The sequence below is a fragment of the Streptomyces sp. NBC_01363 genome, from assembly GCF_026340595.1.
In the GTDB taxonomy this organism is placed as follows: domain Bacteria; phylum Actinomycetota; class Actinomycetes; order Streptomycetales; family Streptomycetaceae; genus Streptomyces.
This window is the reverse complement of sequence record NZ_JAPEPF010000002.1, coordinates 857,784-882,828: the sequence shown is the minus strand read 5'-3', so window position 1 is coordinate 882,828 and position 25,045 is coordinate 857,784. Positions and strand designations below refer to the sequence as shown.

Sequence of the window (25,045 nt, the reverse complement as noted above, 5' to 3'; positions counted from 1 at the left end):
CCGGCGCACCCCGCCCCCACCTGTCACCTTCCGGATGAACCTTCTCAATTCACCCGACGGTGTCACGCGTCGCAGCGAGCAGCTGCCGAGCGGTCGCCAAACCGGAATGCGCTGACTACCCACCGAGCATGGCCGAAAACAGTCGCAAAAAAACTCCGGGGACAGCGCCGGAAGGCACTGTCCCCGGAGGTCTCCGGGGCGGCGAACGAGTCGCGCCCGTCGTACCGACTACTGGCGGACCTGGCCGCCCTCGAAGTAGGCGATCAGCTCCGGGTCGAGGGCCGGCACCTCGAACGGCGCACCGCCCTCGCGCAGGGAACGGGTCGCGAGCACACCGGCGGCGACGCTCATCCGGGCGGCGACCGGCGAGGTGTCGGTGACGCCCCCGTCGCGCACGAACCGGCAGAACTCCTCCATGATCCGGGTGTCCCCGCCGCCGTGCGACCCACCGGCCTCCGGAACCCGGTAGGTGATGTCGGCGTCGCAGCGGTAGCCGCTGGGGCCGGTGTTCCAGACCTTGACCTCGTCACCGGGGCTGTCACCGAAGTTCTCCAGGCGGCCCTCGGTGCCGATGACGGTGTAGTTCCGCCAGTAGTCGGGGGTGAAGTGGCACTGCTGGTAGGCGGCCACGACGCCGTTGTCGAGCTGCATGTTCATCACCGAGACGTCCTCGACGTCCACGATGTGGTGCAGGTCCTTGCGGGCCGTCGGCGGCCAGTCGAACTCGCGCAGCCAGTTCGCCGGGCGCGGGGTGTCCGCCTCGCGGCGCGGCAGGTCGCCGTAGACGAGGAGGTCGCCGAGCGCGTTGACACGGCGGGTGTAGCCACCGGCCAGCCAGTGCAGGACGTCGATGTCGTGCGCGGCCTTCTGGAGCAGCAGGCCGGTGGTGCGGGTCCGGTCGGCGTGCCAGTCCTTGAAGTAGTAGTCACCGCCGTAGCCGACGAAGTGCCGCACCCACACGGCCTTGGGCTCGCCGATGTCACCGCGGGCGATGATGTCGCGCATCAGCCGCACGACGCCCATGTGGCGCATGTTGTGTCCGACGTACAGCCGGGTGCCGGTCTCGTACGCGGCGCGCAGGATGTTGTCGCAGCTCTCGACGGTGATCCCGAGCGGCTTCTCGACGAAGACGGCCTTGCCGGCCCGCAGCGCGTCGATGGCGATGGTCTCGTGGGTGTCGTCCGGGGTCGCGACGATGATCGCGTCGAGGTCGTCCCGGCCGAGGAGCAGCTTGTAGTCCTCGACCGCGACTTCGGTGCCGAAGCGCTCGGCCTCGCGCCGGCGCACCTCGGGGTCGAGGTCGCAGACGGCGGTGATCGCCGAACCCTGTCCGGGGTGGTGGGCGGACGTCGCGATGGAACGGCGCAGGCCGAGCCCGATGACGCCGAGTCGCAGGTCTGACACGGGGGTCCCTTCTGTCTGTACGGGTGGTGCGGGCGGAGACTACTGACTGCGGCTACTTGCCGGCGAGCGAGGCCTCGAACTCGGCGCGCATCTTGTCGCCGCCGCCGGAGCGCCACTTGCGCAGCTCCTCCTTGTAGGCGGAGATCGGCTTGCGGCCCGCGACGATGTCCTTCTGGCAGTCGCTCATGGCGGTGGTGAGGGAGGCGCTCTTGCTGGTGGACGTGTCGGAGAAGTGGCCGCTCGTCGGGTTCGTCTGGTTGATCTTGAGGAGCTCCTGCTGCCAGCCGTGGATCCGGCCGGCCAGCTCCGCCTTGCCCGGCAGGTAGATGTACTCGGGGCCGGCGGCCAGGAAGGCGAGCGGCATGGCGGTGGTGACCGCCTCCGCGTTCCCCTTCGGCGTGAGCTCGATGTCGCCGTTCGACGCGTGGGTGAAGTGCGTGCCCTCGACGCCGTTGTCGAGGAAGAGCCGCTCCTCGGTACCGAAGGGCGCGGCCAGGTAGTCCAGCACGCCCAGCAGCATCTTGACCCGCTTGTCGTCGGCCTTCTTGTTGATGGCGGTGTAACCGACGGATCCGTATCCCATGCTGTACCGCGGCTTCGCGCCGGACTTGGCGGCGAACGGCGTGATGATGCCGAACGGGAAGTCGTAGTTCTTGACATCGACCAGGAAGCTGGGGAAGGACTGCACATAGGCGCCCAGCGTGCCCTGGGCCATCTTCTCCATGACGGTGGAGAGGTTGGGGTCGGGCCAGAAGAGACCGGCCTTGGCGACCTTGACGCCGAACGCCAGGGCCTCCTGGTACTCCTCGGTCTCGTACATGTGCGTCAGCTTGCCGCCCTCCAGCCGCCAGCCGCTGGGGGCCCCGAACCACTGGCCGAACATGCCGACGTGGTTCACGTACACCGGCTCCAGGACGTACTTGTTGCGCTTGGCGTCGAGGAGCTCCTTGCCCTTGGCGAGGAAGTCCTCGGCGCTGGTGAACTCGGCACCGCCGACCGGCTTCCAGAAGTCCTCGTTGACGACGTAGACCTGGCCCATGGAGCCGTAGGCGACGGTGACGCCGCGGATCTTGCCGTTGATGACGGCGGTCTTCCACGCCGTGGTCGGCAGGTTCGCCAGGTTCGGGTACTTCTTGACGGCGTCGCCGGACAGGTACGGCGTGAGGTCGTGGAACTTGGCGTCCAGCAGCTCGGGCACGCGCTGGATGCCCTGGTTCGGCGGGAACCAGACCAGGTCGGGTATGTCGCCGCTGGCCATCATGGCGTTGAACTTGGTGAGGTACGCGTCGACGCCCTGGTCGACGACGATCGTCATGTCGAACTGCGCCCCGAGACGCTTGTTCAGCTCCTGCCAGTAGCCGTTCTTGCCCTGCGGCGGGGCGGGCGTGGTGAACGTCTCGGTGAGGGCCGTGATCCGGCTGCCGTCGCCGGGCGCCTTGGCCACGGACCTGGTCAGCTTCTTCGGGTAGCGCAGATACGTGGCGTCCAGCCCGGCCGCGTTCCCGGCGAGGTCCGCGGGGGCGGTCTGCGCGGGGACGTACGCCGGGAGCTTCAGCTTGGCGGACGCCTTGGCCCCGCCCTTGCTGATGGTGGCCCCGCTGCCGCACGCGGTCAGGGACGTGAGACCGGCCACGGTCAGGCCGGCGATCCCCGCCGCGCCCATGAAACCGCGCCTGGACAAGTTGGTGGACATGGGTGCTCCTTGAAGTGTGTGAAGTGCGTGGGGCGACGGGATGTCCGGGCGGGCGGATCAGCCCTTGATCGCCCCGGTGAGGACGCCCTTGACGAAGAACTTCTGCAGGAAGGGATAGACGCAGAAGATGGGCACGATGGCGATGATCAGCACGGCCATCTGCAAGGAGGTCGCGGGCGGGATCGCGTGCACGCCCATGGCCTGCGCGTTGATGCTCTGGCCGTTGAGGACATAGCTGCGCAGGATCACCTGGATGGGGAACTTGCTGGAGTCGTTGAGGTAGAGCACCGCGTTGAAGAAGCTGTTCCAGTACCCGACCGCGTAGAAGAGGCCGACCACGGCGAGGACCGCCTTGGAGAGCGGCAGCACGATCCGGAAGAGGACGGTCACCTCGCCCGCGCCGTCGATCCGCGCGGCGTCGTACAGCTCCTCGGGAATGCTCTGGAAGAACGAGCGCACGACCACGATGTTGAACGCGTTGAGCAGTACGGGAAGGATCAGCGCCGCGTAGGTGTCGAGCATCTTGAACTGCTGGACGGCCAGGTAGGTGGGGATGATGCCGGGGGCGAAGAGGAAGGTGCCCAGCACCAGCAGCAGGATCGGCTTGCCGAGGACGGTGCCGGGACGCGAGGTGCCGTACGCGATCATCACGGTGCAGGCCAGGCTCAGCGCGGTGCCGATCAGCGTGATGAAGATGGAGACCACGGCCGCCTGGGTGACGACTCCGCCGGAGAGGATGACCCGGTACGCCTCCAGCGTCGGGTGCTTGGGCAGCAGGACGTATCCGCCGTTGGCGTTGAGCTCCTCCCGCCCGGCGAGGCTGGTGCCGATGGCGAGGACGAACGGGTAGAGCACGATCACGGTCAGGACGACCAGGGCGGCGGCCTTCGCGCCCTGCCCGTACCAGTGGGGCCGTTCCATCCACGGCGGGCGGCCGGAGGAGGCGCGGCGGCGCTCACCGCCGCGGGCGCCGGGGCGGGCGGTTCGCAGCCGTGCCGCAAGGGTCTGCTGACTCATCGGTACACTCCCTGCTCACCGAAGCGGTGGGCCAGCTTGTTGGCGGCGAGGATGAGGGCGAATCCGATGACGCCCTTCATCAGGCCGGCGGCCGTGCTCATTCCCCAGCTGCCGTCGATGACGCCGTGGAAGTAGACGTAGGTGTCCATGACTTCCGAGGCGTCCGGACCGACCGCGTCGCGCTGGAGGATGATCTGCTCGAAGCCGACCGAGAGGATGTCGCCGAGCCGCAGGATCAGCAGCATGAGGATCACCGGCCGGATGCCCGGCAGGGTGATGTGCCAGATCCTGCGGAGCCAGCCGGCTCCGTCCATGGCGGCGGACTCGTACTGGCCCATGTCGATCGAGGCGATGGACGCCAGGAAGATGATCGTCCCCCAGCCGCAGTCCTTCCAGATGGCCTGGGCGGTGATCAGCAGCTTGAAGGTGCCGGGATCGGTCATCACATTGCCGATGTTGACCCCGTGCTCCATCAGCAGCGTGGTGACGGAACCCGCGCCGCCGAGCACCTGCTTGAACATCGCGACCACGACGACCCAGGACAGGAAGTGCGGGAGGTACACGACGGTCTGGATGAACCGCTTGATCTTCTCGCTGATGAGCGAGTTCAGCAGCAGCGCCAGCGCGATCGGGGCCGGGAAGTAGAGCAGCAGCTGGATCGCGGTGATCTGCAGCGTGTTGGAGACCGCGCTCCAGAACTCCGGCTCGGAGAGCAGCGCCGTGAAGTTCGCGAGACCGACGAACGGGCTCTGCTTGAAACCCAGGAACGGCTGGTAGTCCTGGAAGGCGATGACGTTGCCCGCGAGCGGCAGGTAGAAGAAGAGAGCGAAGTACAGGACACCCGGCAGGCAGAACAGCAGAAGTGATCTGTCCCGCCTGAGACGGTGCCGGAGCGGTAGTCGTACCCGTATGTCCTTGCGCTTCTTCCCGCCGGAGCGAGCCGTGTCGTCAGGGTCATGGGGCTGCGGCACAGGCGACCGCACGGCCGAGACCGGCGCATCTGCCATCGTCACAGGCACCTCCAGGGCTGATGGAGCAAAGTGGAGTGTCCCGCGATCAGGACTGCAACACGCACCGGTGACAGTGCGGCCGTTGCTCCCTCGCGGCGACAGCCACATGGTTCACGACATGCACCTCAATGGCAAGAGTTGTTCATTTCACACGGGTAACGAACATCTAAGGACATTGAAAAGTCCTGACTGAGGTTCGTTTTGACCCCACGGAAGCCCGCAATCGGGCACATCAGGGGCACATGGCAGGCGCAGAACGGTCACGGAAGAACGTCGACGTGATCACCGAACCTCTTGTCGGCCGGTTGACCACACCTCAGAAGCCGCCCCAGTGCTCGATCTTGCATCGATGGGCGCATCCCCCAGCATTCTCAAGCAGAGGCTGGTGAACAACTTCTGTCCGACCGCGGCGCCCGGGACGGCCGGCGGCGGCAAGAAACCCCGGTCACGGTCACGACCCGTACCGGGCGCGGCCGGACCGCTGACGGCCTGGGCACACGGCGCACACGGCGCACACGGCTCGGTCGTGGACGACGCGGTCGGCACATACCGGTACGCCCGGTGCGGCAACGAGACCCGGGCACCGGGTGGAACCGCGTGGCGGCACCGGCAGGGCCGGCCGGCAGTGGACGGCGCCCGCGCCCGACCTCGCGGGACGGCGTCACCGCCGGTCGGGAGGGGGTCGCCTCACACGGCGATGACGGTGACGCCGGCCTCCGTGAAGCGGGCGGTCGCCTCGGGCGTGATGCCCTTGTCGGTGACCAGGAAGTCGACCTGCCCCAGATCGCAGACCCGGGCGAAGGCGCGCTTGCCGATCTTCGAGGAGTCGGCGGCCACGACCACCCGCTGCGCCTGCTGGGCGAGCAGCCGGTTGATGCTGGCCTCACCCTCGTGGTGGACGTACGCACCGCGCTCGGTGTCGATCGCGTTGACGCCCAGCACGGCGACATCCAGCGTGATCTCGCCCAGCACCCCGCTGGCCAGCGGGCCGGTCAGCTCGTACGACTGCGGCCTGGCCACCCCGCCGGTCACCACGATCTTGATCTGCGGCCGGATCACCAGCTCGTTGGCGATGTTGAGGGCGTTGGTGACCACGGTCAGGGTCGGCTGGCCGCCCATCCCTGCCGCGCTGTCGCCGACGACGTCGGAGCGCACCGCCAGCGAACGGGCCACCTCGGTCAGAGTCGTGCCGCCGGTCAGCCCCACCACCTCGCCCACGGCCACCAGCTCGGAGACCGCGCGGCCGATGGCCTGCTTCTCCGGGGCGTGGCGTCCGGTCTTGTAGCGCAGGGCCAGTTCGTAACTGACCCCGTGCGCCACCGCGCCACCGCGGGTACGGGTGAGCAACTGCTGCTCGGCGAGCTGATCCAGGTCACGGCGGATGGTCGCGGCCGAGACGTCCAGCGTCGTGGCGGCGTCCTCGACGTCCACCCGGCCGTTCTTACCGACAAGTTCCAGCAGCGCGTTCCACCGGGCATCCCTGGACAAGGCAACTCTCCTTACGAGTCCGGGCTTCGGGCACCCATCCCCTTGGGTACGGTCACCGGACACGCGCAAGCGTCGCACAAGGCTCCGCCCAGTCAAGCCTCCTGCAAGCAGAATGCTTGATAATGCTCGTAGGTCGCGTATAACGTGCGCAAACGAGCATCCCACTACGAGTACGGAGTGCAAAAGTGTCATTTGTCGAGATCGAGACAGCCAGTCAGCCGGAATGCTGGCGTCGCGCCGCCGAGCTGGCCCAGACCCAGTCGGCCGCTCTGCCCGCCACCGGTGAGCGCATCGCGGTCGTCGGCTGCGGCACCTCGTTCTACATGGCTCAGGCGTACGCCGCGCTCCGCGAGGGGTCCGGCCAGGGCGAGTCCGACGCCTTCGCCGCCTCGGAGTTCCCGTTCGGCCGCGGCTACGACCGGGTCGTCGCCCTCACCCGCTCGGGAACCACGACCGAGGTGCTGGAACTGCTCGAACGTCTGCGTGGTGCCACCCGCACAGTGGCCATCACCGCCGATCCCGACACCCCGGTCATGACGGCCGCCGACGACGTCGTCGTGCTCGACTTCGCCGACGAGCAGTCCGTCGTGCAGACCCGGTTCGCCACCACGCTGCTCACCCTGCTCCGCGCCCACCTCGGTCTGCACACCGAGGACGTGGTGCGCGACGCGGAGACCGCTCTGGCCGAGCCGCTGCCCGAAGGCCTGGTGGACTGCACCCAGTTCACCTTCCTCGGCCGCGGCTGGACGGCGGGGCTCGCCAACGAGGCGGCGCTCAAGATGAAGGAGGCCTCGCTGTCCTGGACCGAGTCGTACCCCGCGATGGAGTACCGCCACGGCCCCATCAGCATCGCCACCTCCGGCACCGCGACCTGGATGTTCGGCACTGCCCCCGAGGGTCTCGCCGAGCAGGTGCTGGCGACCGGCGCCCGCTGGGTGGAGAGCGGCCTGGACCCGCTGGCCGAGCTGGTACGCGTGCAGCGTCTGGCAATCGCCCGCGCCGCCGCCCGCGGTCTGGACCCGGACAGCCCCCGCCACCTGACCCGCTCCGTCGTGCTCACGGACGCCTGACCGGCCGGTGCACATCGTCGAGCGCACATTCGGCGACCCCGGCGAAAGCGCTCGTGAGGCTGCTCGCGGAACCCCTCATGAAGCCCTGCACCAGGGCGTTCGCGAGGGGTTTCTCGCCAGGCCCGCGGGCGGGCCGGTACGCGACACGGAAGTCGGAGTGCTGGTGCTCGCCGGGTCCAGCGGGCGCATCGAGGACGAGCGGTGCAGGCTCCTGGCCCGGGAGGGCATCGCCGCCCTGTCGATCCGCTGGTTCGGCGGCCCCGGACAGCCGCCGGGCATCTGCGAGGTCCCGCTGGAGACGTTCGAGCCCGCGATCGAGGTGCTTCGCGCGGGCGGCGCACGGCGGATCGGCATCCTCGGTACGTCCAAGGGCGCGGAGGCCGCCCTGCACCTGTCCGTGCTCCTGCCCGGTGTGGACGCCGTGGCGGCGCTCTCGCCCACCTCGGTCACCTGGGCCAACGTCGGGCCCGGCCGGGACGGCCGGAGCCGCCCGTACCGCTCCTCCTGGACCTGGCGCGGTGAGTCGCTGCCGTTCGTCCCCCTCGACGACTCCTGGGCACCGGCGCCCGCACGGCCAAAGGGCGATCCCGTAGCCGTCCTCGGCTGGTACGAGCAGAGCCGGCGGACGTTCGCCGACCGCGTCGACGCGGCGGCGATCCCGGTGGAGAGGTCCGGTGCCGAACTCGTCCTGGTCGCGGGCGGCGACGACGCGATGTGGCCCTCGCTGCGCTCTGCCGAGGAGCTGGCCGCCCGCCGCAGAGCGGCCGGCCTGCCCGTACGGGTCATCGGCGGCCCCGACGCGGGCCACCGCCCACGGCTGCCGGGCGAGGGCCCGGCGCCCGCCTCCACGCAGTTCCTGTACGGAGGTTCGACCGCGGCGGACGCGGCCCTCGGGGCAGCCGCCTGGCCCCACATGCTCGACGCGCTGCGCGGCACGCGCACTCCGGTCGGAGGTATGTGAGGAGGCCGGCGGTCGTCCCTTCCGCCGGCCCTGCCTCTCGAACGGCACCTCTCCGTGGTCAGGACTCCTCGAAGTAGACGTCCAGAACCGCGTCGAGTTCCGCCGCCCACTCCTTGAGGCTGCTCCTGGCCGGCGCCTCGACCTCGGCGTTGAACCATCGGCGGGTCGACACATGGACCGTGACGGTGAACCGGCGGCCGAACCGGGGGGTCTTCACCTCGACCGCGCCGATCTCGTCCCAGCGGAACTCAGCCTCCTGATCGTCCAGCCGGAACCGGACGCCCTCACGGTCCGCGGTGATCGACCCGCGGCGGTCGCTCACCTCGAACGCGGGCCCGTCCACCGCCTCCTTCCTGTCCGCCGCCGAGGCTTCTTCCGAGTCCGACTCCGAATCGGACTCGGACACGGCCTCCGCGGCCTCGGACGCCCGCTCCTCCGTCCCTTCCGGCTCCGTCTGTTCCGTTTCTGTCTGCTCCAGGTCTGTCTGCTCCAGGCTCGTATCCGGTTTCCCGGCCGTGACGGGGGCCGTGAGACCGGGGATGAACGCCGGGTCTGTCCCTGCGGCGTATCCGGGCTGAGTGTTCGGATCTATGCGCTGCTCCACGGCGGGCAGTATGGCCGACGAAGCTGTGCCGGGCCAGCGAGCCCGCCGTGGAAGCCGCGCGGGATCGATGCGTTACGACACCGCTCCCCGCGCCGCCAGGAGTTCGGTCACCCGGTCCAGCGGGAGCGCCGGGACGTGGTGTCCGGCCCGCCCGGTCATCGCGTGCGCGCCGGTCAGCACATTGAGCACCGCCTCCTCCACCGACTCGACCACGGCGCCGTAGAAGGGGTCCATCCGGCCCCAGGGCACGAAGCGCATCGACTCGTACGGCGCGCTGCCGTCGTCCTCGGGGAACGTACTGGTCAGCGCGGACGGGTTGGCCGTGGAGAAGGCCAGGAACAGGTCTCCGGAGAAGTGACTGCCCGTGGTACCGGTACGGGCCAGGCCGAGCGTCACCCGACGGGCCAGCGCCTTGCACTGCCCCGGCAGCAGCGGGGCGTCGGTCGCCACCACCACGATCACCGAACCCGCGCCGGGCGGCACCGGGCGCTCCCCGTCGGGCGCCGCTCCGGGGGCCGGTGCCTCGACCGGGTCGGACAGCTCGCGACCCACCGGCACCCCGGCCACCACCAGTTCGCGCCGTGCGCCGAAGTTGGCCTGGACGAAGACACCGACGGTGTACCGGTCCTCGCCGTACTCCACGACGCGCGACGCGGTGCCCGAGCCGCCCTTGAAGCCGTAGCAGCGCATGCCCGTTCCGCCGCCGACGCATCCTTCCTCGACCGGCCCGGACGCCGCCGCCTCGATCGCGGCCGCCGCGTGGCGGGACTCCACGGCCGTACCGTGGATGTCGTTGAGGTGGCCGTCCCAGGTCTCCGTGACGACCGGCAGCAGCCACTCCGGCGCCATGCCGCGGCAGTTGGCGCGCACCCACTCGACCACGCCCCGGTGCACCGGGCCGACCGCGTACGTATGGGTGACGACCACCGGAACGGCGAGCGAGCCGGTCTCCTCGATCCACGCGGTCCCGGTCATCTCACCATTGCCGTTGAACGAGTGCCAGCCGGCCGCGCAGGGGGTGCCCACACCGTCCCGGCCGCGTGGCAGCAGCGCGGTCACTCCGGTGCGCACGTCGTCGCCGTCGACGAGGGTGACGTATCCGACCTCCACGCCGGGAACGTCCGTGATCGCGTTCCACGGCCCCGGCTCACCGGTCAGGGGAATGCCCAACTCGCGTGCGCGCCTGCGCTCTTCGCCCGGGTGATCTTCGCTCATGCGGACAGAGGTTACGGGAACACCCACCCGTCGGACGAGACCTGCGCCGCTGCTTCCCGGTCCCTACGCACCCGCTCCGCGCGGAGCGCCGGGGGCTTGCCCGACGGCGATCGCGGTCAGCAACAGGCCCTTCTCGGACAACCAGCGGCCGTGGAAGGCCGCGGGGACCGCCGCCGACCCTGTCCCGGTCGCCGGCACCGGGTCGGCGGGCAGCAGTGCGGCGGTGAAGCTGCCGTCGAGGCGGAGCTCGATGTCGGCCTCCTCGAAGCCCAGCCAACGGTGGGTGAGCGGGAACCACGCCTTGTAGACGGCCTCCTTCGCGCTGAACAGCAGACGGTCCCAGTGAACCTCCGGGTGCTCGCGGCGCAGTTCGCGCTCACGCCGCTGCTCCGTCGCCAGCGCGATGCTGTTGTGCACGTCGCCGGGCAGCGGCGCGTGTTCCTCGGCGTCGATGCCGATGCTGAGCACATCCGTCCGGTGGGCCACGGCGGCGGCGCGGTAGCCGGTGCAGTGGGTCAGGCTGCCGACCGTGTTCTCCGGCCAGATCGGGGCGCCCCGTTCGCCCTTGAGGATGGGGACGGGAGCGAAGCCCAGCGAGCCGAGCGCGCGGCGGGCACAGTGCCGCGCCGTGGCGAACTCCCCGCGCCGCTTCGCCACGAAGCCGCGGGTGAGCTCCTCCTCGCCGGGCAGCAGTACGGCATCGGGCAGGTCGGAGAACGCCTCTGCCACCGCTACCCGGGACGGCAGGATTTTCTCGATCATGATCTCCCCTTACCTGCTGGACTCCCCCATCCTGCCTGCTGTCGCGGGCTCTCCCAACCGGTCGGCGGCGCGGGCACCGACTCCACAGTGTTGTATCGGCCACAGCGCCGTCGTCAGCGACCTCTTCGGCATCCTTGCGGTTCCCTCAGGACTCGGCGAGCCTCGGCCAGCGGATCTGCGTGGCGCACAGGGACACGAGGATCGCCGAGGCGGCGACGGCGGCCATTCCCCAGACGAGACTGCTGGCGCCGGCGATGAAGCCGATCACCGCGGGTCCGGCCAGCAGGCCCGTCGTTCCCATGGCGGCGACCAGGGCCAGCGCGTCCGTACCCTGTGCTGCCGCCGCCACGTAGATGCACGGCGTCACGGCCGCGACGCCCAGTCCGACGCAGGCGAACCCGATGAGCGTCGGCATGACACCGCCCGCCAGCAGGGCGAGCGCCAGCCCCGCACCGGCCACCACGCTGCCGACGCGGACGATGCGTCCGTCGCCCCAGCGGCTGCGCCAGCCGTCGGCGAAGACACGGGCCAGCACCATCATGACCGAAACCACCGCGATGCCCATGGGCGCCATCTCCGACGCCGCGTCGACGACGTCCTTCATGTAGAGCGCGGACCAGTCGTTCATGGCGCCTTCGGTCACCGTGCCGAACACCATCGCGCAGCCCATCCATACCGTCACGCGGGACGGCATGCTCAGCTTGCGACGGCTCTTCTCCGGTGCCGGGACCGGGTCCTCCGCAGGGGCCTCGGCCCGAGGCTGCTGTTCCTCCGTCAGCAGGCCCGACCGGGTGAGGCCGACCAGCAGGAGCAGGAGGACGGCGGCCACGCCGAAGTGCGCGGCGATGTCCGCGGTCACCAGGTTCACACCGGACGCGAGAAGCGCGGCGAACAACGAACCGGCACTGAACGTGGCGTGCAGTTTGGCCATGGCGGTTCGCTGGTAGGTGACTTCGAGAGCCGCCCCCTGAGCATTCATCGCGACATTCAGGCTGCCGACGGCGATGCCGTCGCAGCAGATGACGACAAGGGCGACCGGGTAGTCGGGCGCCGCCGACAGGGCCGGCAGGAGCAGGCTCAGAGATACCGCCGACACGACCGCGAGGCGTCGCGAGCCCATGCGCTTCATCAGTACCGCCACGAGGGGGAACGATGCGGCCGCGCCCGCACCACAGGCCATCAGCAACAGGCCCAGTTCCGCTTCCGTCAGGTCCAGCCGTGTCTTGATGGCGGGGAGCCGTGACGCCCAGGTCGCATACTGGAACCCGAGAAAGCAGAACAACGCCGCGATAGCGAGCTGCGCCCGACGGAATTGATCAGGAACGCCAAACATAGGTAATCAGCCCACTTCGTCTTCCAGCGGTGCCCGATGCGAGGACGCATGGGCGGGATTCGTTCTGCTGCCGCGGACGCCCGGCACCGCCCTGGACATGTACACCGCGTCCGCGCCGTAACTCTTCGGGGGCGTGACGTCCCGATGGGCCCGGTATCCGTTCACCGCCCAGAAGGTGTCGCTGCCGGAGACGGCGACCAGGGAGATCGCTTCGTACCCCTTCGATCCCGCCGTTCCGGTGAAATGACGCAGCAGGCCCTTCGCCAGACCTCTGCCACGCAGTTCCTCGGCGATGACGAGATCGTGCAGATGCAGATTGCGCGAATGGAAGACGATGTCCTCCGCACGGTTCAGATCCGGATACTCGAACATCGGGTAGGGCAGGGCCAGCAGGTAACCCGCTGTCCGGTTCCCGTGCTCCACGACGAAGCAGGTGGCCGGCGAGGCATGGGCCCGGGACTGCAGTGCCGCCCGCCCCTCCGAAAGACCGTCGTCGGTGTACGCGTCGGCTTCCAGCGCCACGATGGCGTCCCAGTCGCTGTCGGAGATGTGTCGTATACGCACGTCGTGACCCGTCTATTCGCCGTGTACGCAGGTGTACGGAAGCGGATCGAAACCGTTGAACCCCTGCGTCATGTAGCCGGTGGCATAGGCGCCGCTGGAGAGAATCCAGACCGGGTCTCCTGATGCGGCGGATCCGGGTACGGCGACGCGATCGTGCTCGTGGTCGTATGCGTCGTCGCTGTCGCACGTGGGACCCGCGACAACGGCCCGGACGCTTTCCGCGTCGGGATGAGAGGGGAACAGCAGCCGGTACTGCAACTGGTCCATCTCGTACAGTCCGTTGAACTTTCCGCAGCTCAGATACAGCCAGTGCTCGCGTGCACCGTCGATCTGCCGTCGGGAGGACAGCCGTGACACATGCGCCCTGATCGCGCCGTGGTCGGCGACCAGATGACGTCCCGGCTCCATGACGAAGTCGAGGGGGGATTCCGAGACCGCACCGAGGTGCTGCATGCCTTCCCGGATCACGGCGAAGATCTTGTCCAGCGGAGGATCCAGAGGTATTCCCCGGCTGTCGAGATAGCCGAGAGCGGGCAGGCCGCCACCGAGATTGATGTGGTCCGGGAAGATACCCCTCCGGTTCAGGTCCGTGAGGACGCCGGCAAGGAGCTCGAAGGCGTCCTGCCAGGCCTCGGACGTCATCTGCTGCGAGCCGACATGGACGGACAGACCGGACGGTGTCAGGCCGGCCGACCGCGCGGCCTCCATCACGAGTACCGCGTCGGTTGCGGAGCAGCCGAATTTCCGGCTGAGACCCCACAGTGCCCCGTCCCCACTGGTGGCCAGTCTGCAGAACACCCGGGACCCGGCGGCGTGGGCCGCTGTCGCCGCCACGTCCTCCAGGCTGTCGGTCGCGAAGTCCCGCACGCCGAGGCGGTGGGCGTCGGCGATGTTCTCGTCGGACTTGATGGTGTTGCCGTAATGAATCCGGTCGACCGGCACGCCGGTCCTGAGGGCTTGCGCGATCTCATTGGGGCTTGCCGCGTCGAAACCCGATCCCTTCCCCGCCAGACGGCCGAGGATCTCGTCCACGGGACAGGCCTTCATGGCGAAGCGGACGGAGATGTCCGGCAACTCCCGTAACAGCGCGTCGTACTGCGCCTCGATGCCCGCGAGATCGAAGACGATCCGGTCCTCGTCGGCGGCTTCCAGCGCAGCGCGCATATGAGCATTCAGGTGCATGTTGATCCACGCCCGCCTAGCGAATCGGCTGATGAACGCTGGTGGATGTACTCGGCCCACGCACACTGGTGGATCTGCTCGCCTCCATCAGGGGGCGCCAGGCCTCGGTCAGCAGCGCGAAGTCCTCGATGTCCGCCTGGGCCTCTTCGAGCAGTCGCCGACCACGCGATGCCAGGATGTCGGCGAACTCGGCGTATCTGCCGCCCAGCTTCCGGTAGGAGCGGTTGAGGACGTCCAGCCGGTGTACGTTCTCCTCGCGGTCCGACCCGGCGCTCTCCCTCGCCAACTCGGCCACCGCTTCGGGGCGGAGGTGGAAATCGCCGTCGATCAACGAGGCGCCGGCCGCCGCCAGACGGTCGTAGATGAAGTTGAAGTAGAGCATCGACAGGAAGAACTTCGTCAGCCGCAGCTGATAGGCCATGAATCCGGCGTCGGTCCGGCGTTCGGCCGTGTAGTGGTTCACGATGTGGCGGTTGTGCAGTACGCCGGGCAGGGTGCCGTCGTGCACCAGGTGCATCAGGAAGTAGTCGCTGCCGATGGTGTCGGTCGCGGGCGGCAGTGGCACCCGCTCGTACACCTCGTGCAGGAAGCTGATGTTGCACATGTCCACACGCATGGGATCGACATGGGTCAGGGTCGAGTGATCGCCGGTGAACGGGTCGGTGCCCGCTCCCCTGAAGGATTCGTCGACCAGTTCCCTCTTCTGCTCGTCCGACCAGTGGCGAGGAGCCCAGAGACCGACGACGTCGTGGTAGATGTCGCGGTCCAGCCGGGAGATCTCGCCGATGTCCACCGACAGTTCACCCACGAATGAACTGCCCACCATCACCACCGGTTTGGACGCGTGCTCCGGGTCGAGCACGGTCTCGGACACACCGCTCGCCGCGTCGGCCGCGGTCTTCCCGAGCGAGGTGAGCTCGTGGTGAATGGGAAAGACCGTCTCACCGTTCAGAACCTGGTACGTGCTGTCCGAATCCCTGCGGTGCACCGAGTGGCACCCGAGCGCACCGGCGATCAGAAACGCGCGATTGGTGCAGGCGCCGTAGGACACAGCGGCCGGGAGCATGAGGTCGAGCATCAGGCCCGGCTCGAGGACACCGGAACGCCGGATCACCCGCCGCAGGAAGTGCCTCTGTTCCGCTTCGCCGAGGTGATGCACGATCACATTCGGCGCCCGGCGGGCCTCGTCGACGACCTGGGCGTGCTCGGCGAACGTCTGCTTCCCGGAGGAGTCCAGGATCAGCACATGCACCTCGACGCCGAAGTGTCCGGCCGCGTAGTCCGCTTCCTCGCCCACGGCCGCAATCGTGGCGGCGCAGGCCCTGTTCGTGGGAAGGGTCAGGCAGATGCTGCGCATGCCGGCTCTCCCGTCGACCGTTCGGATTCCCGCTCGTTCCAGGACGTCAGCCCCAGCAGCTTCTCGCCGAGGCCGTTCAGCGCGGCGGTGCCGTACCTGAGGGATTCATGCCTCGTGGCGTCACCGACCAGGGTCCTGTTCCAGTCCGGCGTGCCGAGCCGTCGCCACGATTCGACCCGGGAGCGCCGCAGCTCTTCGTGCGACTCCAGTGCGGGCATCATGGAGAGGTACTGGACCGCGCGCACACCGTTGTCCGAGGTGTTGCGTGCCACCCCGTGCGCGAGCAGACCGTTCCAGATCAGCAGGTCCCCGGCCCCGAGTTCGGGCCGGACCACGGGAAACTCCCCCCGGTCGGCGTCCGGCCTGATCGGGTCCCGGTCCTCCGGCTGAGTGGTCTTCCACTGCTCGAACCGGCGGAACAGTTCGGGCGAGCGCTGGAAGCCGCCCAACTCGGGCCGGGTGTCGTTGAGCGCGATGATCCCCTGGACCCGTTGGGGCAGAACACCGAGCGTGGTGTCGACATCCCAGTGGAGCTCGATGTCGAAGCCCTCGTCCGTGGGCTCGATGTGTGCGCGATCACGGTTCTTGACGTTGGGCGGATTGAGATTGAGCCGGTCCAGCGTCACCCACAGCTCTTCGCAGTCCCACACATCGACGAACGCGTCGTAGACGCGCTGCGCCTGTCGGCTGTCCCAGATGAGCTGGTGATGGTATGCCTCGACGAAGCCGTAGACATGCAGCTCCCGGTCCAGATCGGTCCGGAACGGCCGGTCCTCGTACCAGCTTTCGGGCCGCGCCGGATCGAGTCCCTGGAACTCCCAGGTGAAATCCAGCAGGCGTTTCGCCGCGGCGGCGGGAATCGCCTCCCTGACGATGACGTAGCCATAGGTCTGCCAGAAGTCGAAGTCCTCCTCGGACAGCACCCGGAGCTCTCGCGATTTGCGGATGTCCCTCAGTGGTGTCCGTGCCAGGTATGCCTCACCGTCCGAGCTGAAATACGGGAGGTCCGAAGGGGCTCGATGCAGATACGGTTCGGGCGTCGGCATGCAATCACTCCAGGCTCGAAATGTCGGTGGGCGCCGGGAACGGCCTCCGCTCGTCGTCGTCGGCGGCGTCGGCGCGGTGTGTGTCGGGACAGAGCGATGGAAGTGGCCCGGTCGTCGGGGCCGGGTCGCCGTCGGCCTCACGCGTCCGGCGTCGTGCCGGCCTTCGGCCGAGCCGTTCCCCACCTCGACTCTTGTCGACCGCAGGGCGGCGGACAAGCCTTTCGGTGTACGCCGAATCGCCTCGGCCACGCACTGTGACGTCGGGCTGTTTCCGGCGAAACCGCTGGTGAGGAGCCCGACCACGGACCAGCCCGGAAGATCACTTGTTCATCAGACACTGCGTCAGCGTCACGCCCGAACGATTCAGCTCGTACAGGACGCGGGTGCCGGCCCGGTGGCGTTGGACCACGCCCGCCGAGACCAGGGCCGACAGGTGCTGGGAGACCGTGCTCGCGGCCAGCCCCAGCTGGTCGGCGAGCGCGGACGTGGTGATCGGTACGGCCAGTTCACGGACGACGGAGGCGCGCCCCCGGCCCAGCAGGATCGCCAACCGGTCCTCGCGCGAGGGCTGTTCGGCGCCGGCCCGCTCCGGATCGGCGTACAGGAGTCCCGCTCCCCGCGCTGCGAAGGAGACCACGGTCCGCCCGTCGGCGACCGACCACCAGTGGGTGGCGTCCGCGAACAGCATCGGCACGGCGGTCACGCGATCCACACCGTCCGTGCGCTCGAACGGGATCCCGAGGTCGCGGAGCATTGCCACACCCCCGCCCATCGCCAGGGTGCGCGAGCGGAAGAGGATCTCCTCCTCCAGGGAACGCGCCAGCCCGATCCCTCGCGGCTCGATCGCGGTCCGCCAGAAGTTCGACAATTCGACCGCCAGATAGCCGAGTTGCGCTTCGGGGTCGCGGACCATGGCGGCGATCAACGGGTCCGCGAGCGCCTGCGGGTACTCACGGGCGAGCTCGTCACGGACGAGTCCGGCCGATACGCGTGCCATGTCGTCGAGCTCATCGGCGACACCCGCCTTCCGCGAGGTGACGCCTCCCGTCAGGAACGAGGGAATGCGCCCGCGCGGCCGGGCCAGGGCGACCACCGACCTCAGTCGCGGCGTCAGCGCCCCGTGCGCCTCACGGGCCCAGGAGGAATGCGGCCAGGGGACCTCGGGGCCGTAGCGGACCAGCAGTGCGGCGGCACCGAACGCCTGCCACAACTCGCACAATGCCAGGCGTACATCGGAGAGCTGTTGGTCCATCAGCTCTCCCGGACGGCATCGGCGCACACCGGTACGGACTCCCGGAAGGCGCCCCGCCGGGACGCCAACGCCCTTGATCTGAACCGGCGTTCAGTCCTGGAGAGCAGCACACCCACAGCAGAGGCACGCGACGGCTTGAACATGAACCCCGCCCATTCATTGTGGTCCAGACCAATGATGAACGAGCTTTCGGCACCCGTCCGGCGACTGTCAAGGATCTTGTGCCCCAGGTCACATCAACACCACTCACGGCGACGGCTCGATTGCGGATGGTGATCTACTTTAGCTTGTGCATGTCAAGGAATGGCTTGCCGAGTCGGCGCGGCCGGACGCCCGAACAGTACGCCTACCAGGCCAATTGCCTTGCGGGGTATGCCTGTCGGCTCGATTCTCTTCGCCCTGCCGTAACCCGGGCGTGCATGCGCTCGGGTTACGGCCGGACGTCGGCCGGCGCCTCGCGCAGGGCGGTGGCGACGGACTCGAGAACCTCGATGGGGCGCAGCAGATCCCCGTAGCCGATCGGCGGCCTGCCCGTGCGAGCCATCTCCAGGAACGCTTCGAGGCCGGGCACGCAGTAGTCCGGGCCCGGAACGAGGGTCTGCTGGACCATGCTCTCCCGGGTGAACGTCATTCCATGAAAGGGGATCTGTTCCGTGCTGCCGGGCTTGACGAGGTTCACGACGACGCGGGTGTCGCCCGCGGTGAACGAGGCGGTGACCGTGGTGCGGGTGACGTCCGTCCGGACGCCGGAGATCTCACCGGGGGCGAGCCGCAGGGCGATGTCCACGGCGTGGATGCCGTAGAAGAAGATCCCGCCGTGGTCGCCGGCCGGATCGGCGGGACCGGACACGACGACCAGGTGCGGTTTGCCTCCCGGCGCCGACCGGGCCACCAGCGCGTCGGTGTCGGGAATCCAGCGGAGCGCCGAGGACGAGGTGAGCGGTGCGCCATGGGCGCGTGCGGTGTCGATCAGGGCCCGAGCGTCCTCGACGGTGCGGGCGAGGGGCTTGTCGACGAACACCGGAAGGCCTTCGGTCAGGAAGGGGGTCGCCTGGTCCCGGTGGCGCGCGCCGTCCCGGTCCGCGACGACGACGGCGTCGACCAGCCCCAGCATCCCGGTGGGCTCGTCGACGATCTCCGCGATGCCTCCGGTGACCGCCAGTGTGTCATTGCGCCGACCGCGCCCACCGCTGAGCGCCACGACGCGTGCGTCGCCACCGGCCTCGTCGACGTTGAGGTGGCGGACGATCTGGTCGACATGGCTGTTGTCGGTGCCGACGATCCCGATGCGCATCCGGAGAGCTTCCCTTCGAGGTCACAGGCTGGTGGAACACACCCTCCCGGGCGCGAGGAGGCGCCCCTGCCCAGCGCAGGACCGAGTTTCCCACAGGGGCGGAGCAGCGTCCCGGTCTACCTGATCGCGCGGGGCCGCGGCACGGGCGGGCGCGAGGCGTCCCGGCCGTGCTCGGTGTACCCGACCGGACGTCCTGTGCCGGGCCGTCGGACGGCCATGGCGGGCGTCGGGCGGGTGTGGAGCCGGTACAGATACTCCTGCGCCGTGGGCAGCGTCTCCAGCAGGATCTGCTGCTGGCGCTTGATCTGCAGGAACCGCGCCTCCCCCGCCCGGCGGGCGGCCGGTCGATGGGTCAGGGCGGACCGGGGTGCCGAGCGGTCCGTGGTGAGTGAGGCCAGCAGGCAGTAGTACGCGACTTCATGGGCGGCCGGGTCCGGGGACAGGCCCGCGCGGTAGGCCGCCAGGCACTCCCGCAGGGCGTCCGGCAACGGGAGGTCGCTCACGGCCGTCCAGAACGGGGTGTCCCGCCGGGGCGCGAGGGCGTACCGGAGCCGGGTGAGGTCACGGGCCTCGTCGTGGCGGGCCCGGACCGCACGGTTGTAGCGCGCCGCCGGGGCCTCCCGGTCCCCGTGGGACGGGAAGTCCCGTACCAGGCGGTCCATCTGGTGCAGGACCTCGCCCAGGCCGTCGTCGGCCAGGGGTTCCAGGACGAACGCCGCTCCGCCCACGGCGACGCAGTTCTTCACCCAGGCGCGACGGCTTCGCCCGATGCGGTGGTCGATGTGCCGCACCGTGGCGCCCTCGGGGAGCGGGCCGCACAGCTCGCGCAGCGCGCTCGACGCCTCGTCCGGCTCCGTCCGGTCGCGTGCGTAGGCGTGGCCGGCGCCGAACCTGCCCAGCAGCGGCATCTTCCAGGCCCAGCCGTTGGGCAGCGCGGTGACGGTGGTGAACGGTTCGATGCCGTGGGCCGCGTCCTCCCGCGGGAGGGTGACGGTGACCGCGCTGTCGCACACCAGGCTCTCGTGCGCGTCGACGAAGGGCTCCCCCAGCGTCCCGGCCAGCAGCAGTCGCTCGCCCCCGGTGCAGTCCAGGAAGAGATCGCCGGTGACCGTGCCCGACTTCACGGTGTGCAGCACGGTCAGCATCCCGCGCTCGTCGCGCTCGGCGTACAGCAGCTCGTCGCGGACCGCGCGTACACCGAATCGCCGCATCGCCAGATTCCGCAGGTATGCGGTGAACATACGGGTGTCGATGTGCCAGGCGTACGGAACAGCCGCGCGTCCGTCCATCCAGCGCGGCGATTTCCCGGCGTCCATCAGTGGCGGCTCACGGAAACACGCGTAATCGAAGGCCTCGATGGTCTCTCCGCTGCCCCGCGAGCAGGGCCTGCTCTTCACCCTGCCCGTGATCGTGTATCTCTTCGTCGTCGCGATCGGCACCGACTACAACATCCTGATGGCGGCCCGGCTCCGCGAGGAGACCAGGCGCGGCAGAAGCCCGGCGGAGGCCGTGCGGGGGGCGATCACCCGCACCGCATCGACCGTCGGGGCGGCGGCCTTCATCCTCGCGGGCACCTTCGGAGTGCTGCTGCTCGCCCAGAACAGCATGTTGCAGCAGATGGGCTTCGCCGTGGCGTTCGGCATCCTGCTGACCGCCTTCGTGATGGCGCTGCTGCTGGTGCCCGCCGTGACGACGCTGCTCGGCCGGCGGGCCTGGTGGCCGGGCAACCGGAACACACCCGCCGGCGACGGCGAGTTCCACCGCGACCCGTCCCCCGAGGAGCCCCACGAGACCGTGAACGCCGTGGCAGGATCGGTGACTTGACGGTAGGAAAACACCTTCCCGGCACCCCCGCGCCGTTCACCACGGCGGCACGGGGGTGTCGGGCTTTGCTTGGTTGTGCCGCATACAAGAAGATTGGCAGCCTGAAGACCATGACCACTGAAGTCAGTCGCGACTCCCGCCGCTCGACGGCGCTGTCCACGCCCCCTCCGTCCCGGTGGATGCGCTGGACGGCCCACGCCGTCCCCCTGATCGCCCTGCCCTCCTCACTGTGGCGCCTGGCCATGACCGTCGGTGTGCCGGTCGGCTACAGCGACGCAGTCCTGGGCACCGACTACGGCCTGCCCGGCAGCGGCTATTTCGTACTGCCCCTCATCACGGTCCTTCAGGAACTGGCGGCGCTGCTCACCCTCGGCCTGGTCAGCAACTGGGGCCTGATCGCCCCGCGTTGGCTGCCTTTCATCGGGGGCAGGCCGGTCCGGACCTGGGCGGCCGTCATCCCCGCGGCTCTCGGCGCACTGATCCTGACCGTGGTGACCTTCAGTCAGTACCTGGCGTGGGACAAGGTCGACAGCGGCAGCCTCGACGACGTCCACCGCAGCGTGATGGGCTGGTGCTATGCGCCCCTGCTGCTGTGGGGCCCGCTGCTCGGTGTCGTCACGGTCTCCTACTACCTGCGGCGAAGGCGTCGGCGATGAACACAGCGGTACTCGTCCTCCTGGCCGCGCTCTCCCTCACCGCACTGCTCGCCGGACTCGCCTCGGGCGCCCGGCGGCTGCTCGGCGTCGAGATCGGCAAGGGCCGCGCCGCGCTCACCGCGGTCGTCGGTATCGGCGCCGGCACCCTCGTCGGGTTACCCCTGCGCGATGTGCAGCCCCTGGCCCTGCTCACCCTGGAGATCGGTGTCTCCCTGCTGGTGGCCATGGTCTTCCTCGCCGCCACCGAAGTGCTGATCCCTTCCGGCACCGTGCGCGGCCTGGTGGGATTCCCGAAGGCGCGGCGCCGCCGTTTCGCCCGGACCCGCCGGTACGCACGGCTGAGCCGGATCTTCGTACGTCACGGACTGGGCCGGTTCCTCAGCGGCACGTCCCGCCGCGCACCCGCCGTGCTCGCCCCGTCCCTCAGGCTCGCGCTGGAGGAGGCCGGGGTGACGTTCGTGAAGCTGGGCCAGGTGATGTCCACACGCTACGACCTGCTGCCGCAGGAGTTCATCGACGAACTCAGCACCCTGCAGGACCAGGCGACGGCCGAGCCGTGGGAAGCCATCGAGCAGGTGCTCCAGGAAGAACTGGGCGCACCGACCGCCGAGGTGTTCGCCGAGTTCGAAACCAAGCCGATCGCGGCCGACTCGATCGCGCAGGTGCACCGTGCCAAGCTGCACAGCGGTGAGCAGGTCGCCGTGAAGGTGCAGCGGCCGGAGGCGCGGGCGATCGTCGTGGACGACCTGGACATATGGACAGGTGTTGACCGATTGAACAGGAAGCCATCCCACCAATCCTCCACAGAGGGGTTCAGCATGCCCACACTGCTCCACCTCGACGCCAGCGCCCGCCCCGAGTCCGTCTCCCGCCAGGCATCCGCCGAATTCGCCGTGGCCTGGCGGGCGGCGCATCCGCACGGCACCTATATCCACCGCGACCTGACGGCCCGCCCGATTCCTCATGTCGACGCGGCGCAGATCGAGGTCGTGACCCGCCTGGAGACCGCAGGCATTCGCGATCTCCCGGAGGCGCGCAACGCCGCGCAGAGTGCCGAGGAGAAGGCGAGCTGGTCCCTCAGCCGGGAGCTGATCGAGGAGGTACTGGCCGCCGACACCCTGGTGATCGGCCTGCCCATGTACAACCTCTCCGTACCGTCCGCGTTCAAGGCCTGGTTCGACCGGATCGCCATTCCGCCGCTGATCGTGGACCTCACCACCGGGAAGGGCCCGCTCTCCGGCAAGCGGACCATCGTGGCCACGGCCCGCGGCGGCGCGTACGGGCCGGGGACGCCCAGGCACGGCTCGGACTTCCAGGAGCCCTATCTGCGCGCCGCGTTCGGCATGGTGGCGCTCGGGGAGAACCTGGAGTTCCTGCACTCCGAGATGACGAAGTCCGGCCATGTGCCGCGGCTGGCCCAGTTCCGGGACATCGCCGCCGGTTCCCTGAAGGAGTCGGTGGAAAGCGCCCGCGAGTCCGCCCGCCGCTGACGGGGCACGTCGAGGGAACCACGGGCCGACTCGCTCCACCGGATCTCGGCGGCATCCGGGGCCGTACGCATCGGGAGGTCCCTGAGGGGCGGGCCCGGCTCCCGCCCCTTCGGGCTCACTCGCCCGCGAGATCCTCAATGCTGATGTTGTCGTGCTGCACGACCCGCGTCGGAACATCTCCGTTCTCGATGCTCTGGCCGGGCCGGTAGAGGCCCCACTTGATGTAGCCGAAGTTCGTGGGATTCCTGGGGTGGAAGGTCTGCACGTTCTCGTACGTCTTGCGCAGGGCGAAGTCCGATTCGCCGGGCATACGGGCGGAGATCTTGTCATAGCCGGTCTTGTCGTCCGTCCAGCGGACGTCCACGCGGAATGCCATCTACTGATTGACGTACGGGCGGAAGTCGTCGACCACATCCGCCCGCAGTTCGAGCACGGGTGACCGGAAGGCGATCGAGGCGTCCTGCGCGGTGGCGTGTGTCGTCGTCAGTCCGGGAATTCCCGAGTCGAGGCTGCCGTCCTGGTAGTCGATGCCGAGCAGGGTGGAATGCGCGCTGCTGCGGGACTGCTGCGCCGTGGACCGGTTCGGCCTTTCCTGACCTGCCTCAGCGGTGTTCAGGCACACACGCAGAGAGTCCCCGTCAGTGCGAGGGCGGTCGTGGCCCGCACCATTGTCTTCCTGTGCATTTCCGCGTCCCTTCCTGTAGCCGTTCCCCGTCGGTCGTACGGTCAGCGGCCCGGCCTGTCGGTGATCCGGATCAGGTTACGGCCGCGCATGGTGCAGAGATGACCGGCCTCGTCGTTGGTGAGGCGGGAGCCGCTGTACCAACTGCCGTTGACGGCGGGAACGACGGTGCTGACGGCGAAGGTGCGGGGATCGAAGCGGAACACGGTCGTGTCGGAGACTCCGTACACCACACCGCGGTTGGTCACCAGGGCGGCGAACCCGTTGCAGACCTCCCTGATGTCCGCCCGGTGTACGAGGCTGCGCCGGTGAAGGTCGATGGCGAAGAGGTCGCCCTTGCGTGACAGGCCGTAGAGGTGTTGTCCCCGGACCGCCAGAGCCGCTGTGCCCGCCGTCTGCTGCGGGTCGATCCGCCAGAGTTCCTGGCCGCGGACGGGGTCGAACGCCACCACGGTGCTGCGCGGCCCGGTGGCGAGGGTGTTGTCACCGCCGAGGTGGCGTGACCCAATTCACTTCACTTCAACAGTTGCGCAATGCTTAAACTATCGCCATGAACACAGGCAGCCCGGCGGGGTGGGAAGCGGCGGTACTGGTCGGAGGGCCCGCGGACGGGCTACGGATGCGGGTCGCCGACCGGCCGCCGACGATCCAGGTGACCTGCCCCTGCGAGCTGGAAGCCCCGCCGAACGGCGTGCGCGCGGAGGCACTGCACATCTACCGCCGCGACTTCCGGGTGAATAGCGAGCCGCTGCGGTACGGCTTCGACGGGGCCAGCCCCTGACGGGCGCGTTACGCGCGGCTCAACGGACGGCGTCACTCTCCGCGGCAGGACGGGCCGACGCGGCATCCCCCGGCGCCGCCCGCATGATGCGCGGCGCTTCCTGCGCCGAGGCGTCATCGGCAGGGGCCGCGGAAGTCTCCGGGGCGCCGTCCTGCTTCATGGCCTTGGCCTCGCTCTTGAGGATGCGCATCGACTTGCCCAGGGACCGGGCGGCCTCCGGCAGTTTCTTCGAGCCGAACAGCACGATGACCACGATCGCGACGATCAGCAGGTGCCAGGGTTCCAGTCCGTTGCGGAGCATCTCGCCCACCCCATTCTCTTCGGCAGAGGCGGGTGCCGAGTGCACCACACCGCCTGCAA

At 69.1% G+C, this 25,045-nt stretch carries 25 protein-coding genes and 1 pseudogene; 6 read left to right on the top strand and 20 right to left on the bottom strand.

From position 1 onward, the window contains the following. Positions 1-228 precede the first annotated feature (228 nt). From OG611_RS31825 to OG611_RS31805, 5 genes are all read right to left on the bottom strand, one after another. Positions 229-1,404, bottom strand: a complete 1,176-nt coding sequence (locus tag OG611_RS31825) for a Gfo/Idh/MocA family protein (RefSeq protein WP_266428088.1) — start codon at positions 1,402-1,404, stop codon at positions 229-231. A gap of 52 nt (positions 1,405-1,456) precedes the next feature. Next, positions 1,457-3,097: an extracellular solute-binding protein gene (locus OG611_RS31820; protein WP_266428085.1), complete on the bottom strand. Its 1,641-nt coding sequence runs from the start codon at positions 3,095-3,097 to the stop codon at positions 1,457-1,459. Positions 3,098-3,154: 57 nt separating this feature from the next. After that, positions 3,155-4,114 (bottom strand): carbohydrate ABC transporter permease, encoded by a 960-nt coding sequence (locus OG611_RS31815; protein ID WP_266428082.1) that lies wholly within the window; start codon positions 4,112-4,114, stop codon positions 3,155-3,157. Continuing rightward, positions 4,111-5,085 carry a sugar ABC transporter permease gene (locus OG611_RS31810; RefSeq protein WP_266431345.1) on the bottom strand — a complete coding sequence of 325 codons (975 nt, stop codon included), beginning with the start codon at positions 5,083-5,085 and terminating at the stop codon, positions 4,111-4,113. The genes OG611_RS31815 and OG611_RS31810 overlap by 4 nt, the downstream gene beginning before the upstream one ends. A gap of 726 nt (positions 5,086-5,811) precedes the next feature. Further along, on the bottom strand, positions 5,812-6,612 hold the full coding sequence (locus OG611_RS31805) for a DeoR/GlpR family DNA-binding transcription regulator (protein ID WP_266428079.1): 801 nt from the start codon (positions 6,610-6,612) through the stop codon (positions 5,812-5,814). Positions 6,613-6,797: 185 nt separating this feature from the next. Between OG611_RS31805 and OG611_RS31800 the strand changes: the two genes are divergently transcribed. Further along, positions 6,798-7,682 carry an SIS domain-containing protein gene (locus tag OG611_RS31800; RefSeq protein ID WP_266428077.1) on the top strand — a complete coding sequence of 295 codons (885 nt, stop codon included), beginning with the start codon at positions 6,798-6,800 and terminating at the stop codon, positions 7,680-7,682. Positions 7,683-7,839: 157 nt separating this feature from the next. After that, entirely contained in the window at positions 7,840-8,643 is an 804-nt protein-coding gene (locus OG611_RS31795; RefSeq protein WP_266428074.1) for an acyl-CoA thioester hydrolase/BAAT C-terminal domain-containing protein, read from the top strand. A 58-nt stretch (positions 8,644-8,701) separates the two neighbouring features. Here the strand turns inward: OG611_RS31795 and OG611_RS31790 are convergent, their stop codons facing one another. The 11 genes from OG611_RS31790 to OG611_RS31740 form a co-directional block, all read right to left on the bottom strand. Next, on the bottom strand, positions 8,702-9,247 hold the full coding sequence (locus tag OG611_RS31790; protein WP_266428071.1) for a hypothetical protein: 546 nt from the start codon (positions 9,245-9,247) through the stop codon (positions 8,702-8,704). A gap of 72 nt (positions 9,248-9,319) precedes the next feature. Further along, complete coding sequence (locus tag OG611_RS31785; RefSeq protein WP_266428068.1) at positions 9,320-10,462, bottom strand: P1 family peptidase; 1,143 nt, start codon at positions 10,460-10,462, stop codon at positions 9,320-9,322. 63 nt (positions 10,463-10,525) lie between these two features. Then, positions 10,526-11,224 (bottom strand): 4'-phosphopantetheinyl transferase, encoded by a 699-nt coding sequence (locus tag OG611_RS31780; protein ID WP_266428066.1) that lies wholly within the window; start codon positions 11,222-11,224, stop codon positions 10,526-10,528. Between the two features lie 145 nt (positions 11,225-11,369). Beyond that, positions 11,370-12,557, bottom strand: a complete 1,188-nt coding sequence (locus OG611_RS31775; RefSeq protein WP_266428063.1) for an MFS transporter — start codon at positions 12,555-12,557, stop codon at positions 11,370-11,372. Positions 12,558-12,563: 6 nt separating this feature from the next. Continuing rightward, a complete protein-coding gene (locus OG611_RS31770; protein ID WP_266431344.1) occupies positions 12,564-13,115 on the bottom strand; it encodes a GNAT family N-acetyltransferase in 552 nt (183 codons plus the stop codon). An 18-nt stretch (positions 13,116-13,133) separates the two neighbouring features. Next, entirely contained in the window at positions 13,134-14,285 is a 1,152-nt protein-coding gene (locus OG611_RS31765; protein WP_266428061.1) for a type III PLP-dependent enzyme, read from the bottom strand. Between the two features lie 34 nt (positions 14,286-14,319). After that, complete coding sequence (locus OG611_RS31760) at positions 14,320-15,660, bottom strand: DUF6271 family protein (RefSeq protein WP_266428059.1); 1,341 nt, start codon at positions 15,658-15,660, stop codon at positions 14,320-14,322. Next, positions 15,642-16,706, bottom strand: coding sequence for a phytanoyl-CoA dioxygenase family protein (locus tag OG611_RS31755; protein ID WP_266428056.1), 1,065 nt, complete (start codon positions 16,704-16,706; stop codon positions 15,642-15,644). Before OG611_RS31755 ends, OG611_RS31760 begins: the two co-directional genes overlap by 19 nt. 319 nt (positions 16,707-17,025) lie before the next feature. Next, complete coding sequence (locus tag OG611_RS31750) at positions 17,026-17,958, bottom strand: helix-turn-helix transcriptional regulator (protein WP_266428053.1); 933 nt, start codon at positions 17,956-17,958, stop codon at positions 17,026-17,028. A gap of 430 nt (positions 17,959-18,388) precedes the next feature. Continuing rightward, a complete protein-coding gene (locus OG611_RS31745; protein WP_266428050.1) occupies positions 18,389-19,252 on the bottom strand; it encodes a Gfo/Idh/MocA family protein in 864 nt (287 codons plus the stop codon). A 116-nt stretch (positions 19,253-19,368) separates the two neighbouring features. Beyond that, positions 19,369-20,649, bottom strand: a complete 1,281-nt coding sequence (locus tag OG611_RS31740) for a tryptophan 7-halogenase (RefSeq protein ID WP_323180285.1) — start codon at positions 20,647-20,649, stop codon at positions 19,369-19,371. Here OG611_RS31740 and OG611_RS31735 point away from each other — a divergent pair. The 3 genes and pseudogenes from OG611_RS31735 to OG611_RS31725 form a co-directional block, all read left to right on the top strand. Then, positions 20,630-21,076: pseudogene (locus OG611_RS31735) on the top strand (MMPL family transporter); the annotation flags it as partial. The gene OG611_RS31740 and the pseudogene OG611_RS31735 overlap by 20 nt on opposite strands. Positions 21,077-21,186: 110 nt before the next feature. Further along, positions 21,187-21,732, top strand: a complete 546-nt coding sequence (locus OG611_RS31730; RefSeq protein WP_266428045.1) for a hypothetical protein — start codon at positions 21,187-21,189, stop codon at positions 21,730-21,732. Then, a complete protein-coding gene (locus OG611_RS31725; protein ID WP_266428042.1) occupies positions 21,729-23,222 on the top strand; it encodes an NAD(P)H-dependent oxidoreductase in 1,494 nt (497 codons plus the stop codon). The genes OG611_RS31730 and OG611_RS31725 overlap by 4 nt, the downstream gene beginning before the upstream one ends. Positions 23,223-23,337: 115 nt before the next feature. Here OG611_RS31725 and OG611_RS31720 read toward each other — a convergent pair whose 3' ends face one another. The 3 genes from OG611_RS31720 to OG611_RS31710 all read right to left on the bottom strand — a co-directional run bounded on the left by OG611_RS31720 (position 23,338) and on the right by OG611_RS31710 (position 24,353). Further along, a complete protein-coding gene (locus OG611_RS31720) occupies positions 23,338-23,598 on the bottom strand; it encodes a hypothetical protein (RefSeq protein ID WP_266428039.1) in 261 nt (86 codons plus the stop codon). Continuing rightward, positions 23,599-23,844 carry a hypothetical protein gene (locus tag OG611_RS31715; protein WP_266428036.1) on the bottom strand — a complete coding sequence of 82 codons (246 nt, stop codon included), beginning with the start codon at positions 23,842-23,844 and terminating at the stop codon, positions 23,599-23,601. Between the two features lie 104 nt (positions 23,845-23,948). Next, complete coding sequence (locus OG611_RS31710; protein ID WP_323180284.1) at positions 23,949-24,353, bottom strand: hypothetical protein; 405 nt, start codon at positions 24,351-24,353, stop codon at positions 23,949-23,951. Between the two features lie 101 nt (positions 24,354-24,454). Here OG611_RS31710 and OG611_RS31705 point away from each other — a divergent pair, with 101 nt between their 5' ends. Next, positions 24,455-24,685, top strand: coding sequence for a hypothetical protein (locus tag OG611_RS31705; protein ID WP_266428030.1), 231 nt, complete (start codon positions 24,455-24,457; stop codon positions 24,683-24,685). A gap of 19 nt (positions 24,686-24,704) precedes the next feature. Here the strand turns inward: OG611_RS31705 and tatA are convergent, their stop codons facing one another. Beyond that, positions 24,705-24,986: a Sec-independent protein translocase subunit TatA gene (tatA, locus tag OG611_RS31700; protein WP_266431342.1), complete on the bottom strand. Its 282-nt coding sequence runs from the start codon at positions 24,984-24,986 to the stop codon at positions 24,705-24,707. Positions 24,987-25,045: the final 59 nt, after the last annotated feature.